Source organism: Nocardioides bizhenqiangii (genome assembly GCF_034661235.1).
Classification (GTDB): Bacteria; Actinomycetota; Actinomycetes; order Propionibacteriales; family Nocardioidaceae; genus Nocardioides; species Nocardioides bizhenqiangii.
This window is the reverse complement of the sequence record NZ_CP141059.1, coordinates 555481-571591: the sequence shown is the minus strand read 5'-3', so window position 1 is coordinate 571591 and position 16111 is coordinate 555481. Positions and strand designations below refer to the sequence as shown.

12 protein-coding genes are annotated in these 16111 nt (G+C 70.8%); 7 read left to right on the top strand and 5 right to left on the bottom strand.

All coding sequences use genetic code 11. The features are described 5' to 3' along the window. Positions 1-3: 3 nt before the first annotated feature. Positions 4-3126: a BTAD domain-containing putative transcriptional regulator gene (locus SHK19_RS02810; RefSeq protein ID WP_322937774.1), complete on the top strand. Its 3123-nt coding sequence runs from the start codon at positions 4-6 to the stop codon at positions 3124-3126. 176 nt (positions 3127-3302) lie between these two features. Further along, on the top strand, positions 3303-4349 hold the full coding sequence (locus SHK19_RS02805) for a GGDEF domain-containing protein (protein ID WP_322458326.1): 1047 nt from the start codon (positions 3303-3305) through the stop codon (positions 4347-4349). On the opposite strand, the gene SHK19_RS02800 is transcribed toward SHK19_RS02805, so the two are convergent. Both SHK19_RS02800 and SHK19_RS02795 read right to left on the bottom strand, forming a co-directional pair. Next, positions 4346-5662: an FAD-binding oxidoreductase gene (locus tag SHK19_RS02800; RefSeq protein ID WP_322937773.1), complete on the bottom strand. Its 1317-nt coding sequence runs from the start codon at positions 5660-5662 to the stop codon at positions 4346-4348. The two genes, SHK19_RS02805 and SHK19_RS02800, sit on opposite strands and share 4 nt — an antisense overlap. Before the next feature lie 104 nt (positions 5663-5766). Further along, entirely contained in the window at positions 5767-6336 is a 570-nt protein-coding gene (locus tag SHK19_RS02795) for a hypothetical protein (RefSeq protein WP_322937772.1), read from the bottom strand. Positions 6337-6817: 481 nt separating this feature from the next. On the opposite strand from SHK19_RS02795, the gene SHK19_RS02790 reads away from it, so the two are divergent. Further along, on the top strand, positions 6818-8659 hold the full coding sequence (locus tag SHK19_RS02790; protein WP_322937771.1) for an ice-binding family protein: 1842 nt from the start codon (positions 6818-6820) through the stop codon (positions 8657-8659). 39 nt (positions 8660-8698) lie between these two features. On the opposite strand, the gene SHK19_RS02785 is transcribed toward SHK19_RS02790, so the two are convergent. Genes SHK19_RS02785 through SHK19_RS02775 form a run of 3 tightly spaced genes read right to left on the bottom strand, consistent with a single transcriptional unit; the run spans position 8699 to position 11953 of the window. Then, on the bottom strand, positions 8699-10339 hold the full coding sequence (locus tag SHK19_RS02785; RefSeq protein ID WP_322937770.1) for a thiamine pyrophosphate-binding protein: 1641 nt from the start codon (positions 10337-10339) through the stop codon (positions 8699-8701). Beyond that, entirely contained in the window at positions 10336-11346 is a 1011-nt protein-coding gene (gene speB / locus SHK19_RS02780) for an agmatinase (protein WP_322937769.1), read from the bottom strand. Before speB ends, SHK19_RS02785 begins: the two co-directional genes overlap by 4 nt. Positions 11347-11371: 25 nt before the next feature. Next, positions 11372-11953, bottom strand: a complete 582-nt coding sequence (locus SHK19_RS02775; RefSeq protein ID WP_322937768.1) for a helix-turn-helix domain-containing protein — start codon at positions 11951-11953, stop codon at positions 11372-11374. 181 nt (positions 11954-12134) lie between these two features. Between SHK19_RS02775 and SHK19_RS02770 the strand changes: the two genes are divergently transcribed. The 4 genes from SHK19_RS02770 to SHK19_RS02755 are packed head-to-tail and all read left to right on the top strand — an operon-like array spanning position 12135 to position 16106. Further along, entirely contained in the window at positions 12135-13061 is a 927-nt protein-coding gene (locus SHK19_RS02770; protein ID WP_322458333.1) for an ABC transporter substrate-binding protein, read from the top strand. Positions 13062-13066: 5 nt separating this feature from the next. Next, positions 13067-13996 carry an amino acid ABC transporter permease gene (locus SHK19_RS02765; protein WP_322458334.1) on the top strand — a complete coding sequence of 310 codons (930 nt, stop codon included), beginning with the start codon at positions 13067-13069 and terminating at the stop codon, positions 13994-13996. Next, on the top strand, positions 13993-14760 hold the full coding sequence (locus SHK19_RS02760; RefSeq protein WP_322458335.1) for an amino acid ABC transporter ATP-binding protein: 768 nt from the start codon (positions 13993-13995) through the stop codon (positions 14758-14760). Before SHK19_RS02765 ends, SHK19_RS02760 begins: the two co-directional genes overlap by 4 nt. Further along, the gene (locus tag SHK19_RS02755) at positions 14757-16106 is read left to right on the top strand and encodes an NAD-dependent succinate-semialdehyde dehydrogenase (RefSeq protein WP_322937767.1); all 1350 of its coding nucleotides are present in this window, start codon (positions 14757-14759) and stop codon (positions 16104-16106) included. Before SHK19_RS02760 ends, SHK19_RS02755 begins: the two co-directional genes overlap by 4 nt. The last annotated feature ends 5 nt before the right edge of the window (positions 16107-16111 follow it).

Genomic DNA, 16111 nt, shown 5'->3' with positions numbered 1-16111 from the left:
GCGGTGGAGATCGATCTGCTCGGCGGGTTCGCCGTACGCCGCGACGGCCGCACGGTCCCCGCCGCCGAGTTCGGCGGGAGACGGGTGCGCCAGCTGGTCCGGGTGCTGGCCGCCGAGCGCGGCCGGGTGAGCGGTCGGGACACCCTCATCGACATCCTCTGGGGAGACCAGCCCCCGGCCGACCCGGCGACCAACCTCAACGTCGTCGTCAACCGCGCGCGGCGGGCGCTCTCCGAGCCGGGAGCGATCCAGACCAGTGGGGGCGGCTACCTGCTGCAGCAAGGTGCCGGCATCGTGGTGGACGCAGAGGTCTTCGAGGAGCACGTCCAGGATGCACGCGCAGCACACGGCGACCAGGACTTCGCCGCGGCGGCTGCCGCGGCCGACGCGGCCCTCGGTGTGTGGGGTGAGCCGCTGCCCGAGGATGCGTACGCCGACTGGGCCCGCCCCTACCGCGACCGGCTGGAGCGGCTCCACCAGGAGGCGCTGGAGATCGGAGCGGAAGCACACCTCGGAGCCGGGCGGGCACGCGTCGCCGTCGACCTGGCATCGAGGGCGGTGGCCCGGCAGCCGCTGCGCGAGGCCGCGCACGCGGTGTTGATGCGGGCGCTGGCGGCGGACGGCGACCAGGCGGCGGCCTTGTCCTGCTACCTGGACCTGCGACGGGTGCTGGCCGCCGAGCTCGGTGTCGATCCCTCCCCGGAGACCACCGCGCTCTACGAGCGGCTGCTGCACGGGGAGGTGCCGGCGCCGCCTGTCGTGCGCCCGGCACGGGGCAGGTCCGGCGTACCTCCCCTGGTCGGACGGGACCGGGAGCACGACGAGCTCCGGAGGCTCGGCGGCGAGCACCGCGTGGCCCTGCTCGCGGGCCGGTCCGGCTGGGGCAAGACGCGGCTGCTCGAGGACCTTCGGGCGGGGGCCGACCGGCCCGTCCTGTCGGCGCGGGCACTGCTGCCGGAGCGGGAGGAACCGTGGAGCCTGGTGCGCAGCCTCCTGGACACGTCGGCCGCGGCCGCCGTGGACCTCGCCCGGATCCTCGGCCCGGCCAGCTTCGCCGCGGTGAGCGAGGTGATTCCGGACCTCGACGGCGACCCGGCCGCAGTCGCCCCGGAGTCACGGCGGGCGCTGGCGCTGCAGGCGCTCGTGCGCGTCATCGAAGCGACCACTCCGTCGCTCGTCCTCGTCGACGACCTGCAGTGGGCAGACTCCAGCAGCCTGGACGTGCTGGCCCTCCTCGTCGGCAGGGACGCGGACCTGGCGATGGTGCTCGCGTACCGCCCGGAGGAGGTGCTCGAGGGATCACCGGTCGCCCAGTTCCTCGCGGGCGCGGCGGCCGGCGACTCGCTCGAGGTGTCGCTGCAGCCGCTGGAGGAGGACGCGCTGCGTGAGCTCGTCGGCTCCGCCTCCGTGGCCGCCGGGCTGGCCGAGCACAGCGACCGCAGCCCGTTCGCCGTCCTGCAGGTCGCCCGCGTGCTGGAGCGCGAGGGGCTGCTGCAGCGCACCGACGACGGCGGCTGGCGGGCCGTCGTGGAGCCGCCGGCCGACCGGGTCCGGGAGGTCGCGCGGGCCGGACAGCGTGAGGCCGCCTGGCGACAGTACGAGCGGTTGTCGGCGACCGAGCGGGACCTGGTGGCGGCCCTGGCCCTTCTCGGCCGTCCGGTGCCACTGCGCCTGCTGGCGGACGCTCTGGACCTTCCCACCGACGACGCCCTCCGGGTCGTGGGGGACCTGGCGCGCGGCCACCTGGTCCGGCACGAGGCGGCCGGCTTCCGGGTCGACCACGACCTGGTGGCCGAGACGATCCGGGACCGCGTGGATCCGTCGACGGGTGCCCGGTTGCACCAGCGGCTCGCCAGCGCGCTCGCGAGCACGGGAGCAACCGCGGAGGAGTGCGCCCGGCACCTGCTCGGCGCCGGGGACACCACCGCCGCCGCCGAGGCGTACGTCGAGGCCGCCCGCGCGCGTGTCGAGCGGTGTGCCGACCGCGAGGCCGAGCAGCTGGCGTCCGAGGGTCTCGCGCTCGACCCGGCACCGGAGCTGCGCGCCGCGCTCCTGGAGATCCGCGCGGAGACGTCGGCCCGGCAGGGCACGTTCGGCGCTGCGCGGGAGGACCTACGCGCCGCGATCGCCGTCACGACCAAGCGGCCGACCCGGTCGCGCCTCTTCACGCGGATGGCACAGCTGACCCTCGGCACGGAGGACCTGCTCCGCGCGTCGGAGCTCGCCGACCTGGCGTTGACCGAGGCCGGGGAGGACCGTGCAGCGCGGGCACGTGCGACGTACGTCCGAGCCCTCGTCGACATGAACCTGGACCGGCCTCAGACCGCGGAGGCCGGTCTTGACGAGGCGTTGGCCCTCTTCACGGCGGTCGGGGACACCCATGGCGTGGCGGACATCCTCGACGCGCGGGCGATGACCGTGTTCGGGTTCGGGGACATCCTCGGCGGGATCGTGGCCTTCGAACGGGTGGCGAGGCTGTTCACGGACAACGGCAACCTGTTGCGGGCGGTCACTCCTCGATCGACCCGCGGACACGGCTTGGTCTTCGCCGCGCGGCCCCAGGAAGGGCTCGCCGACACCACCGCCGCGCTGGAGCTCACCCGGAGTCTCGGCTATGCCGAGGGGGAGGCGATGGTCCTGTGGCACCACGCCGAGGCCCTGCTCGCGTGCGGCCGGCCCGAAGAGGCTCGGGAGGTCGCGGAGTCCGGTGTCACCCGGGCGCGCGGTCTCGGCCACCGGGGGTGGACCGCGACGACGCTGCGGGCACTGGGCATCGCTCGCGCCGCCCTGGGCGATCTGGACGGAGCACGGGCCGCGTTCGAGGAGAGCGTCCGCACGAGCGGCGAGCACCTGCTGATGTTCCGGTCCTGGGGCCACTCCCGGCTCGCCCTGGTGCACGTCGCCGAAGGTCACCCCGACGCGGCTGCGCCCCACGTCGCCGAGGCGCTGGCGACCGGTCCCGGGCTCGCCCTGTACGAAGCTCGGCTCGCCGAGTGCGAGCTCGCGGTGGCACGGGGTGACGACGGTTCGGCTCCGCTGGTCCGTGACGCACACCAGCGGGCGGTCACCGGTGGCCACGCGGTGTCGGCGCAGCGGCTGGCCGCACTGCTGTCCCAGGTGACGTGATCTTCGACGGCGCCGCTCTAGGCAGGGAGCGATGGTCATTCCGGACTGTCCGCGACCGGTCGATCGGATGCGATTGGGCTGGCAGGAGCGCGGGCGCGTGGACTTCGCCGTCCTCTCGTCGTGATCCGCGCGATGCTGGGGACTCCGAACGAGTCGACACTGTGAGCCGAAAAGTCATGAACGCACTGCTGTGGATGCAACCACGGGACCCACGCTCCGCCGGCCGCGTCATCTCGGTCCTGTCCGCCGTCGCCGTCGGTGTCACCGCGGTGTCCGCACCCCTCCAGCCGGCGGAGCACCATATGGGACGCAGCTCCGTGATCGTGACGGCTGCGATCGTCGCGCTGGGGGTCGTGCTCAGCGCTCTGGTGACCCGCTTCCATGAGGCCCACCGCTGGGCCTGGGCCTTGTGCCCGCTCCTGGCTGTCGCGGCCATCACCGCCGTCGACCTGCTCACGAGCGACGCGTCGATGTCCGCACAGATCTTCTTCCTCTTCCCCGCCCTCTACGGCGCCTCCCAGCTGCGTCCGCCGGGCGCCGTCGTCATGACGGCCGCGTCGGTGATCGGTGAGGTCATCGTCGTCGGCGCCCAGCTGCCGCTCCGCCAGGCCGTCGTGGACGCCGGGTACGTCACCGCGGCGCTCGTCACCACGACGGTGCTGCTGGCGGCGGCGAGCGAGCGGCAGGCACGACTCGTCGCGAGGCTGGAGGCGATGGCGGCGATCGACTCCCTCACCGGCCTGGTGACCCGGCGCGTCTTCGACGAGGCCGCCAGCTCGGCACTCAGCAGCGCCGGCAACGACGCCGGCACCGCGCTGATCCTCATCGACGTCGACCACTTCAAGACCATCAACGACCGGTTCGGGCATCCGGCCGGCGACGAGGTGCTGGTCCAGCTCGCCGAGCTGCTGGTCGAGCACACCCGCGACGGCGACGTGGTCTGCCGGATGGGCGGCGACGAGATCGCGGTGCTGCTTCCCGGCTGCACGCACGAGGCGTCCGTGCATCGCGCCCGGGAGATCCTCGACGCCGTGCAGACCCACACCTTCCTGCTCCTGGACGGCGCCGGTGTCGAGGTCTCGATCAGCATGGGTCTCGCCCACGCCCCCAGCCACGCGATCGACCTGCGCCGGCTCTACCAAGCCGCGGATGCGGCGTTGTACAGAGCCAAGCAAGGGGGACGGAACCAGCTCGCTGCCGCCGACGCCCCCGTCAGGACCTAGTGTCCCGGGCCACTAGCCCTGCTGGCTCCGCTCGGGGCGATGTTCTGGTTCAGGTGGAAGACGTTGTCGGGGTCGACGGCGTCCTTGAGGGCGGTGAGCCTCGCCAGCTTCGGCGCTGAGTAGGCACGTCGTACGCCGGCCGCCCCGTCGTCGCCGAGCGCGTTGACGTAGGCGCCGCTCGCGAACGGCTCCAGCCTGGCGGCGCTCTCCCGCGCCGTCGCGATCCGGATTGCGTCCTCGGCCGGATCGGTCCATCGCGCCGCGCCGACGTACTCGAACGCGGTCTGGCGATGGCTGAACGCGGTCGCGTCGTCGGGCACCTCCGCGATCGCACCGCCGTAGGCCTGCACGCTGGCTGCCACCGAGGGATCGTGCGCGAGGAGCGCCTCGACCGCGCCGTCGGACAGGTCCCGGAAGTAGTGACCCTTCCAGTAGCGGCGCAAGGCGTGGCCCTCGATGCTGTCCTCCCGACGTTGGAGATCGAGGTAGGACAGCTCCACCACGCGGCGTTGCAGCGGGCGGCCGAGCAGCTCGAGGCCCCGGGCGTGCTCTCGACCCTCCTCCGGGTCGCCGACCCAGACGAAGCCGAGCGTGGCGATACCACCGAACACGGTCGCGGCGTAGGTCGCCCGCCGCGGCGCGGCTGCGCTCAGGTCGCGCCAGCGAGCCATCGCCGACTCCGCGTCCGCGACCGGGAAGTCGAGCTCGACGCTCAGGGCGCGAGTGCCGGTGTCGTGGAGCCGGAACTCGAACTCGGTCACGATGCCGAAGTTGCCACCGCCCCCGCGCAGTCCCCAGAAGAGCTCGGGGTTCTCCTCCGTCGAGGCGCGGACGACGTCGCCGCAGGCGGTGACCAGCTGGATCGACACCACGTTGTCGCAGGTCAGGCCGTGCTCGCGGGCGAGCCAGCCCATGCCACCGCCCAGCGTCAGTCCGCCGACGCCCGTGTGCGAGACGTTGCCGGCCGTCGTTGCCAACCCGTACGGCTGGGTGGCGGCGTCGAGCGCACCCAGCAGTGCTCCTCCCTGGACCCACGCCCGTCGTCGATCCGGATCGACCCGCACCTCCCCCATCGGGGTCAGGTCGATCATCAGCCCGCCCTCGGGCACCGCTAGTCCGACGACACTGTGCCCGCCACAGCGGACACCGATCTCCAGGCCCTCCCGCCGGGCCATCGCCACGGCCGCGACGACGTCGTGGACGTCATGGCAGCGAGCGATCAGCGCCGGCCGGCGGTCGACCATGGCGTTCCACACCTGGCGCGCCTCGTCGTACCCGTCGTCGCCTGGTCGCAGGAAGCCGGCGTCTGTCATGGTCTTGCTCCTGATCGTGGGGGGTCGTCTGTGTCGTTCGACCGCCGGCACGGCCAGAACTCATCTGCAGACCCAGACTCGACCTGGGAGTCGGGCTCCCACAGCTAGTCGTCGGAGGCAACGATCACATGGATGGTTCGGCTGCTTCGGTCAACCACGATGAACTCGTGGAAGCCGACGCCTCCGGTCGCCCAGCCGTACTGATGCTCAGCTTCAGGCCCCGGCTTGTTCAACCTGTAGAGGTCACCTGATCGCAGGAGTGCGCAGACTTCCCGCAAGCGGGTTGATCGGCAGGCGGTCGACGGATGCCCCGGATCACTCCAGGTCTGATCGTCGGCCCAAGCCTGCAGGACCGATTCAGCGGCTGCTGCCGTCCACGGTTCCAACAGTTCAGGGCTGATGGCGCTTCGCCACCAGCGCCCGTGAACCGCAGACCCGGTGGCCACAGCTTCGGAATCGAAAGGAGAGGCGTAGTCGTGCGCGTACCCAGGGCTGGCAATGAGCGCGGCAAGCAGCGAGTGATCGCTCTGTGACGGGTTGAAGGCGAAGTGGGTCACCTGGATCCACATGAAGGTGCCTGCGCCCATGGGGACGACTTCGGACCCGACCAGGCGCAGCCCGATTGTCGAAGGGAATCTGCTGAGGGTCTGCTCATCGCGGGAGTCGTGCGACATGACGGCCTTCCAGGCTCCAGGCTCGGAACCGCTGAGTCCCACACCGGAAGTATCCGGTCTGAGTCGCCGGCACCGAGTAACGCAGTCGCCTCCGCGGGCTCTACCCCCAACGTACGCCAATTTCTCAGATGTGGTAAGTCGCGCGACCGCTCGAAGAGCCAGCCGGAGGCGGGGCCGCGTCGCGCATCGTCTCTCGGGTGCAAGAAATGGCCGATCGGTCGTGCTTCGCCGAAAGCAGCACCCACGAGTGCCGGTGGCACCTATGTTCCGAGGTGTAGGCAACCGTCGAACCTCGTTCGTCTGGAAGACCAGGTTGATGATCGCGGTGCCTCGACCGAAGGCACTCATGATGAGTTCAGCCGCGCGATCGTCCCGTCACATCCTCTGCTTCCTCCTCGTGGCAGGTTCCCTCGCCGTTGGGGGTCGAGCCGCCGCAGCCCCACCAGCACCACTCGTGACGATGGCAGCGGAGGCTGCCTTCGTGGACCTGGGAGCCGCGGCCTCGTACTCCGTGCTGGCCGGGACCAGCGTGGCGAACACCGGACCCGGCACCGTCCTGGCAGGAGACCTCGGGCTGAGCCCCGCCGGTCCGATCACCGGCTTCCCGCCCGGGACCGTCAACGGCACGATCCACGACAAGGACGCCGCTGCCGAGGCCGCGCAGTCGGATCGCGCGGATGCCTACGCGGACGCGGCCGGCCAGGAGAGCACGACCACCTTCGCCGGTGATCAGGCTGGCGCGACGTTCCATCCCGGCGTCCACACCACGGCCGCCGCCTTCTCGAACACGGGAACGATGACTCTCGACGCCGACGGTGACTCCAACGCGGTCTTCATCTTCCAGATCAATGCGGCGCTCAGCTCAGCGGCCGGCAGCAAGGTGGTCCTCACCGACGGCGCGCTGGCCAACAACGTGTACTGGCAGGTCGTCGGTGCGATCTCACTCGGTGCGGACGCGAAGTACGTCGGTACGTTCCTCGGGGCAGGTGCGATCGCCTTCGGCGACGGCGCCTCGCTCAAGGGCCGTGCCCTGACCCCGACGTCGGTCGCCATGACCAACACCCCCTTCCTCGTGGCCAAGGACGACCTCACCGCGCCGCTGGTCACCATCGATGGGGGTGCCGCGCGCTCGACCAACGACTCCACGCCGACGATCTCGGGCACGACCGACGAGCAGACGGGCACGGTGCGGGTCACCGTGGGCGGACAGGCGCTGACGACCACGGTCGGCGCCGGTGGGATCTGGGCGGTCAGCGCCACCGCCCTGGCCTCGGGCGCCCACGGCGTCGTGGCGGCGATCACCGACGCGTCACAGAACGTCGGCACCGCCCAGCAGGAGCTCACGGTCGACCAGACCGCGCCGATCATCTCGATCGACGGTCCGACGACCAGGGCGACCAACGACACCACCCCGGAGATCTCCGGCACCACCGACGCGGCACCGGGCACCCCGGTGACCGTCACCGTGGACGGTCAGACCCTGACCACCGAAGCAGGCGGCGACACCGGCGCCTGGACCGTCACCACGGGCATCCTGGCCGAGGACGCCCACAGCGCGGTGGCCTCGATGGAGGACGGTGCCGGCAATACCGCCACCGCCACCCAGGTCCTCGTGGTGGACCTCACGGTCCCGGTGGTGACCATCGACGGTGGCGCAGTCCGGTCGACCGACGACACGTCACCGTGGACCTACGGGACCACGGCCGAGCGCGCCGGCACGACGGTGCACCTCACCATCGGCGGTCAGCACCTGACCGCCACGGTGGAGGCCGGCGGCGCCTGGGGCGTGAGTGCGGCCACCCTCCCCGGAGGCACCCACGACGTAGTGGCGAGCGTGACCGACGCGGCCCAGAACACCGGCACCGCTACTCAAGCCCTCACGATCAACGTCCCCGGCCCCGACCCCGCCTACCGGCCCGATGCAGCCGTTCGCCGGCTCGGCGGCAGCCTCGTGGGCATCGACAGGTACGACGACCACCAGCGGGTGACCAGCTGGCTGGCACCACCCGGGCTCAGCGTCTCGTTCGAGGTCCGCGTGACAAATCGAGGCGACGCCCCGGACCGGATGAAGATCCTCGCCACTCCGGGGAATGGCAGGTTCAAGGTGACCTACCACGCCGCCAGCGACCAGAACGTGACCCGCGGCGTCACCTCAGGCACCTACCGGACCGGCACCCTCCAGCCAGGAGCATCAACGGTCCTCTCCATCAAGGTGACCCGGACCCGCGTCGCCCAACCAGGAGATCGACGCACCTTCGCAGTCCGCGCCGACTCTTCTCACGCCGGTGAGTGGGACCAGGTGTTGGCCGTCGTCAAGCGGTGACGAGTGCGCGGACGCGCCAGCCGGAAGCGGCTGCGATCCTCACGATTCGGAGCCCGGATGGGTGGGGGCGAACATCCGCAGCAGCACCGGGAGTACGACGACGCTCGGGCCCGGCGACGCCAGTGCCTCAGCGAGGTCCCGCTGCAGCGTGTCGGGTGTAGTGCTGCGTGCGGGCACGGAGAACGCCTCGGCGAGGGCCACGAAGTCGGGCCGCGTCAGCTCGGTCGCGAACGGCGCGCCGAACGCGCCGGTCATGTACTCGCGCAGAATCCCGTAGCCGCCATCGTCGACGATCAGCCAAGTCACGTCGAGGTCGAGCTGCCGGGCCGTCGCGAGGTCGGCGATGCCGTACATCGCGCCGCCGTCACCGGAGACCGCGAGTACCGGACCCGTGCCGGCCCGGGCCACCGCGGCGCCGAGCGCCGCAGGGAAGCCGAATCCCAGACCACCCGCGCCCTGGGCGGACTGCATCGAGCCCGACATCCCGGCGTCCCATGCCGACCAGGCCCAGTAGGCCAGGATCGTCATGTCCCAGAAGCTGGGTGCGTCGTCGGGCAGCGCGGCCCGGACCGCGTCGAGGATCTGCTGCTCCAGGTCGAGCCCCTGCCCCGCGAGCCGGTCGGCCACCAGCAAGAGCACCTCGGCGACCCGCTTCTCCGCAACGCCGTCGGTCTCGCGCGGGGCGACTGCGCCGGCCAGCGCCTCGAGGGTGAGCGATGCGTCCGCGTGGATGCCGAGAGCCGCATGGTTGGCCTCGAGCTTGCCCAGGTCGGCCTCGACCTGGATGACCCGGCCGCGCGGCTGGAAGGAGTGGTAGTTGCTCGACAGCTCGCCAAGGCCGCTGCCGACGACGAGCAGCACGTCGGCGTCCTGGAGGAACTCCGTCGTGTGCCAGTCCTCCAGCCACGACTGGAGCGAGAGCGGGTGCGCCCACGGGAACGCGCCCTTGGCTCCGAACGTTGTGACCACCGGCGCGCGCAGCTTCTCGGCGAGCTCCAGCAGCGCCGTTTCCGCGCCCGAGCGGACCACTCCGCCGCCGGCGATGATCGTCGGCCGGTCGGCGCCGTCGAGCAGGCGCACCGCCTCCGCGACCAGCTCGGGTCGGGGCGCGAGCACGCGCGGGGAGACCGGCACCGGCTCGACCGGCGGCAGGTCGGTCGTCGCGAGGAGGACGTCTTGAGGAATCTCCACCCAGACCGGTCCGTGCGGCGCGCTGAGCGCCACCTCCCAGGCCTCCTGGAGCGCGCTGCTGATCTGCGACTGGCTCTGCACCTGCACGGCGTGCGTGACCACCTGCGCCACCAGGGCACGTTGGTCGCGCAGCTCGTGGAGGAAACCGCGGCGCCGGGCACCGAGTCCTGCCGACGGGATCTGGCTCGCGATCACCACGACCGGCACCGACGCAGCTGCTGCTTCCTGGAGGGCGGCCAGGCTCTGCAGGGCGCCGGGACCGGTGGAGAGCATGAGCGGGGCAGGCCGTCCGGTCACCCGGGCATACCCGTCGGCGGCGAACGCGGCGTCCAGCTCGTTGCGGAAGCCGGCGTACCGGAGGCTGCTGCGGGACAGGGCGTCGAACAGGCCAAGGGCATGCTGGCCCGGCTCGCCGAAGACGGTCGTAGCGCCAAGCGCGGCCAGGGTCTCCGCGACGAGGTCGCCACCGCGGCGTACGGCGGTGCTCATCCGTGCGCGCCCTGTCGAACCGCGCCGGACGGGACCGGCTGGGGCGCACCCTGCCGCGCCATCAACGAGATCAGCTCGTAGGCGACGTGGGAAGCGGCGACGGCGGTGATGTCGGCGTGATCGTAGGCCGGAGCGACCTCGACGACGTCGGCGGAGACCAGGTTGCACCCGTCCAGGCCGCGCAGGATGGCCAGCAATTCGCGGCTGGTCATTCCGCCGGCCTCCGGCGTACCGGTGCCGGGGGCGTGCGCCGGGTCGAGGCAGTCGATGTCGATCGAGATGTAGAGCGGGCGGTCGCCGACCCGCTCGCGCAGCGCCTGGACCACTGCGGGGACACCCTGGTTCATCACGTCCATCGAGGTGACGATGCCGAAGCCCATCCGGGCGTCGTCGGTCAGGTCCTGCTTGGAGTACAGCGGTCCCCGGATGCCGACGTGGCTGAGAGCCTCCGCGTCGAGCAGGCCCTCCTCGAACGCGCGTCGGAAAGGCGTGCCGTGGGTGTAGTCGGCCCCGAAGTAGGTGTCCCAGGTGTCGAGGTGGGCGTCGAAGTGGAGCAGCGCCACCGGCCCGTGCTTGCGGTTCATCTCACGCAGCAGCGGGAGCGCGATGGTGTGGTCGCCGCCCACGGTGACGATCTTCGAGCCCGCGTCCAGCAGCGTTCCGGCGCTGGCCGCCACGGCGTCGAGCGCCTCCGGGATGTTGAACGGGTTGCAGCTCACGTCACCGGCGTCGGCCACCTGGAGCGACGCGAACGGGGAGACGTCCAGGCCAGGGTGATAGGGCCGCAGCAGTCGGCTCGCCTCCCGCACCGCGGCAGGTGCGAACCTGGCGCCGGGCCGGTAGGAGACGCCGCTGTCGAACGGAACGCCCATCACGGCGACGTCCGCACGTCCGACGTCCTCCAGGCGCGGGAGCCGGGCGAAGGTCGCGATGCCGGCGAAGCGCGGGACGCGGGAGGCGTCGACGGGGCCGACTGGGCCGTCCGGGGTGTGGCGTTGGTCGTTCACGGGGTCTCCAGGGGTCGTCAGCGGGTCAGCTGTGGTCGGGAAGGGCCGGCGAGAAGACCCACAGGACCTGGGTGTTCGCGTCTTCGAAGGCGCTGCGGAAGGTGTGCGGCACGTGGGGGGCGAAGGTGAGCGTGTCCCCGGCTTCCAGGACGACCTCCTCCTCGCGGAGGGTCACGGCGAGTCGGCCGGAGACCACGAAGACGAACTCCACGTCGGCGGGCAGGCTGTAGGGCTCGTCGCCGCTGCCCCCGCCCGGCTCGATCTCGCTGAGGATCGCCTGCAGCCGCCGCTCCCCGCTCGGAGTCAGGAGGTACTCGGTCATCCCGATGCCCCCGAAGTTGATCGGCGGGTACGCCGCACGACGTACGACGTTGCCTGCAGGGGCGTCGAACAGCTCACCGACCGACAGGCCGAGCGTCTCGCAGATCCGCATCAACGAGGCGACCGAAGCACTGGCCTGGTCACGCTCGATCTTGGACAGGAACCCCTTGGTGAGGCCAGCAGCGTCGGCCACTTCGGCCAGCGTCTTGCGGCGCGCCATGCGGGCTGCCTTGAGCTGCTCGCCGATGCGGACGCCGTCCGCGGCCGACTGGGCCTGAGCGGTCATGGGCCTCGGACTCCGATCCTGAGTTCCTGCGCAAGAGACGTGACGGGCGCCACGTCGCATCCCTATGAAACACCATGAGCCCTTTAGGAAACAAGGGTTGACAATAAGGCAACTTCGGCGTCATTCTCGGGTGACGCAGGCCACATCGACCGTGGCCACACCCATCACCGAGGAGCCCCCGATGACCCGCCACCCCCGCACCCGCCGGCTCGCCTGGCTGCCCGTCGCGGCCGTTGTTGCCGCCGGCGCGCTGCTGACCGCCTGCGGAAGCAGTGACGACGCCGACGACCCCGCGGCCGGCGAGCCGGTCGCCTCCCAGGAGGTCGACCAGAAGCTGCACGACAGCCTCCCCGCCGACGTCAAGGACGCCGGAAAGGTGACGATCGGGACCGAGGCGCTCTACCCGCCCTTCGAGTCCTTCACCGACGACAACGAGACGATCGTCGGGCTCGACCCCGACCTCGCGACGGCGCTCGGCCAGGTTCTCGGCATCGAGGTCGAGTTCACCCACACCGCTTTCGACGGCCTGCTCACGGCGCTCGACGGTGGCCGCTTCGACCTCGTCATGGCCGCGATCACCGACACCAAGGACCGCGAGGAGGTCTACGACTTCGTCGACTACTTCCTCACCGGCCAGTCGATCGTGGTGAAGAAGGGCAACCCCGAGGGCATCGAGGGGATCAGTGACCTGTGCGGCCAGCCGGTCGCCGTCCTCAAGGCCTCCACCCAGGAGAAGATGCTCGGCCAGTTCAACGAGGACGAGTGCGCCGACGACCCCATCGAGATCGACCCCTTCCCAAGCGACAAGGACGCGCTGACGCAGGTGCAGAGCGGCCGCGACGTCGCGTCGTTCACCCAGGACGCCGTCGGCGCCTTCAACGCGGCGAACATCGGCGGCGGCAACCAGTTCGAGGTCGCCAACTCCGAGGCACTGCTCCCGACCCCGGTCGGCATCGTGTTCACCAAGGAGGACACGCAGCTGCGCGACGCCTTCAAGGCAGCGCTGGAGAAGCTGATCGCAGACGGCACCTACCACGAGATCCTCGCCAACTACGAGCTCGAGAGCGGCGCAGTCGACACCGTCACCATCAACGGAGCGACGGAGTAAGCGACATGACCGCGACCGCAGAGTCCCCCGAGCGGGTGCGTCCCGCCCCGATCAAGGCAATCCCCGTACGCCGTACCGGCCAGTGGATCTCCGCCGCGATCGTCGCCGCCCTGGTGGCGGCGCTGGTCTGGTCGTTCGCGTCCAACCCCGCCATCCAGTGGGAGGTCGTCCGCGAGTTCCTCTTCAACGAGAACATCCTTCGCGGCGGGATCGTGACGATCCAGCTCACCGTCATGTCGATGGTGCTGGGCGTCCTGCTCGGTGTCGTGCTGGCCGTGATGCGGCTGTCCCACAACCCGGTGCTCCGTATGGTCAGCGGGGGCTACCTCTGGCTATTCCGCGGGACCCCGGTGCTGGTGCAGATCGTGCTGTGGTTCAACCTCGGCCTGATCTTCCCGCGCCTCGGCTTCGGGCCGGTCAGCGCCGACACGAACGAGCTCATCAGCGCCTTCACGGCCGCGCTGCTCGCGCTGGCGCTGAACGAGGCGGCGTACATGGCCGAGATCGTCCGGGGCGGCATCCTCTCCGTGGACCACGGGCAGACCGAGGCGGCGCACGCGCTCGGTCTGACCGGCGCCAAGACGATGCGCCGGATCGTGCTGCCCCAGGCGATGCGGGTGATCGTGCCGCCCACGGGCAACGAGGTCATCACGATGCTGAAGACCACCTCTCTGGTCGCCGTCATCGGCGCCCAGGACCTGTTCACCGAGGCACAGCTCTTCGGCAGCAAGAACTTCACGACCTTCGAGATGCTCCTGGTCGCCTCCTTCTGGTACCTCGTGCTGACCAGCGTGCTCACCGTCGTCCAGTCGCGGCTCGAGCACCGCTTCGCCCGCGGAACCTCTCAGGGATCCAAGGCAGGTCCGGGCTGGGCAGCGCGGCTGTCGGCCAACCTGCGTCCGGGACGCTCGACCACCGAAGGAGCCAACCGATGACGACCACGATGGTCAAGGCCGAGAACGTCCACAAGTCCTTCGGCCACGTCGAGGTGCTCAAGGGGATCGACCTCGAGGTGACCAACGGCGAGGTCTTCTGCATCCTCGGTCCCTCCGGCTCGGGCAAGTCGACCTTCCTGCGCTGCATCAACCACCTCGAGCGCGTCGACGGCGGCCGGCTGTCGGTCGACGGCAAGCTGATCGGCTACCGGGAGGAGGGCGACAAGCTCTACGAGATGCACGAGCGCGAGGTCGCTGCCCAGCGCCGCGACATCGGCATGGTCTTCCAGCGCTTCAACCTCTTCCCCCACATGACCGCCCTGGAGAACGTCATGGAGGCGCCGGTCCAGGTCCGTGGCGAGCCGAAGGCGGCCGCACGGAAGCTGGGCCTGGAGCTTCTCGACCGGGTGGGCCTCGCCGAGCGCGCCGGTAACTACCCCGCCGAGCTGTCCGGCGGCCAGCAGCAGCGGGTCGCGATCGCCCGCGCGCTGGCGATGAAGCCGAAGCTGATGCTCTTCGACGAGCCCACCTCCGCGCTCGACCCCGAGCTCGTGGGCGAGGTCCTCGACGTCATGAAGGACCTGGCTCGTGACGGGATGACGATGATCGTGGTGACCCACGAGATCGGCTTCGCCCGCGAGGTCGCCGACACAGTGGTGTTCATGGACGGCGGCGTGATCGTCGAGGCGGGGAAGCCGGCCGACGTACTGGGCAATCCCCAGCACGTCCGCACCAAGGCGTTCCTCTCCAAGGTGCTTTCGTGACGGCGTCCACGGAGTACGCCGTCACCGATCCGGCCACTGGCGAGATCATCCGCACGTATCCGACGGCGACGGACGCCGACATCGAGGCCGCGCTCGCGGCCGCGAGCACGGCGTACCGCTCCTGGACGCCGAGCACCACGGTCGCCGAACGCAGTGCCTTGCTGCGCGAGGTGAGCCGCCTGCACGAGGAGCGTCGCGAGGAGCTCGCCGCCATCATCGTGCGGGAGATGGGCAAGAAGCTCGACGACGCCCTCGGCGAGGTCGACTTCTCCGCTGCGATCTACGGCTTCTACGCCGAGCGGGCCGAGGCTCTGCTGGTCGACGAGCCGGTGCCACTCCTCGATGGCGAGGGCTCCGCACTGATCCGCCGCGGCCCGTTCGGCGTGCTGCTCGGGATCATGCCGTGGAACTTTCCCTCCTACCAGGTGGCCAGGTTCGCCGGTCCGAACCTGGCGGTCGGCAACACCATCCTGCTCAAGCACGCGCCGCAGTGCCCGGAGTCGGCTGCCGCGTTGGAGCAGCTGTTCCGCGACGCCGGCTTCCCCGAGGGTGCCTACGTCAACGTCTACGCGACCAACGAGCAGGTGGCCACGATGATCGGCGACCCGCGCGTTGCCGGCGTCTCGCTGACCGGATCGGAGCGGGCCGGCTCCGCGGTGGCCGAGCTGGCCGGTCGCCACCTGAAGAAGGTCGTGCTGGAGCTCGGCGGGTCGGACCCGTTCCTGCTGCTCGGCACCGACGACCTGGACGCCGCCGTCGAGGCGGCGGCGAGCGCCCGCCTGGACAACGCCGGCCAGTCCTGCAACGCCGCCAAGCGGTTCATCGTCGTCGACGACCTCTACGAGCCGTTCCTCGAGAAGTTCACGGCCACGGTGCTCGCGAGCGACGTCGCGCCGCTGTCATCGGTGGCTGCGGCCGAGCGACTCGAGGAGCAGGTCGACCGGGCGGTGCTCCAGGGTGCCACACTCGTGACGGCGGGCACGCGGGTTGCTGCGTCGTACCCGCCCGGCGTGCTGACCGGTGTCACGTCCGCCAACGACGCCTACCACGAAGAGCTGTTCGGACCGGTGGCCGTCGTCTTCCGGGTCGCGTCCGAGGACGAGGCGGTGGCGCTCGCCAACGACACTCCGTTCGGGCTCGGCTCCTACGTGTTCGCCGCCGACCCGGAACAGGCGGCTCGGGTGGCCGATCGCATCGAGGCCGGGATGGTGTTCGTCAACGGAGTCTTGCTCGACAGCCCGGAGCTCCCGTTCGGGGGTATCAAGTCCTCCGGCTTCGGACGCGAGCTCGGTCACTTCGGGCTCGAGGAATTCGTGAACAAGAAGCTGATCCGCACCGTCCACTAGGACGG

Coding starts and splice junctions, on each gene's coding strand:
- SHK19_RS02805 (WP_322458326.1), top strand. CDS start 3,303: ATGAACGCACTGCTGTGGATGCAACCACGGGACCCACGCTCCGCCGGC.
- SHK19_RS02800 (WP_322937773.1), bottom strand. CDS start 5,662: ATGACAGACGCCGGCTTCCTGCGACCAGGCGACGACGGGTACGACGAG.
- SHK19_RS02795 (WP_322937772.1), bottom strand. CDS start 6,336: ATGTCGCACGACTCCCGCGATGAGCAGACCCTCAGCAGATTCCCTTCG.
- SHK19_RS02785 (WP_322937770.1), bottom strand. CDS start 10,339: ATGAGCACCGCCGTACGCCGCGGTGGCGACCTCGTCGCGGAGACCCTG.
- SHK19_RS02775 (WP_322937768.1), bottom strand. CDS start 11,953: ATGACCGCTCAGGCCCAGTCGGCCGCGGACGGCGTCCGCATCGGCGAG.
- SHK19_RS02770 (WP_322458333.1), top strand. CDS start 12,135: ATGACCCGCCACCCCCGCACCCGCCGGCTCGCCTGGCTGCCCGTCGCG.
- SHK19_RS02765 (WP_322458334.1), top strand. CDS start 13,067: ATGACCGCGACCGCAGAGTCCCCCGAGCGGGTGCGTCCCGCCCCGATC.
- SHK19_RS02760 (WP_322458335.1), top strand. CDS start 13,993: ATGACGACCACGATGGTCAAGGCCGAGAACGTCCACAAGTCCTTCGGC.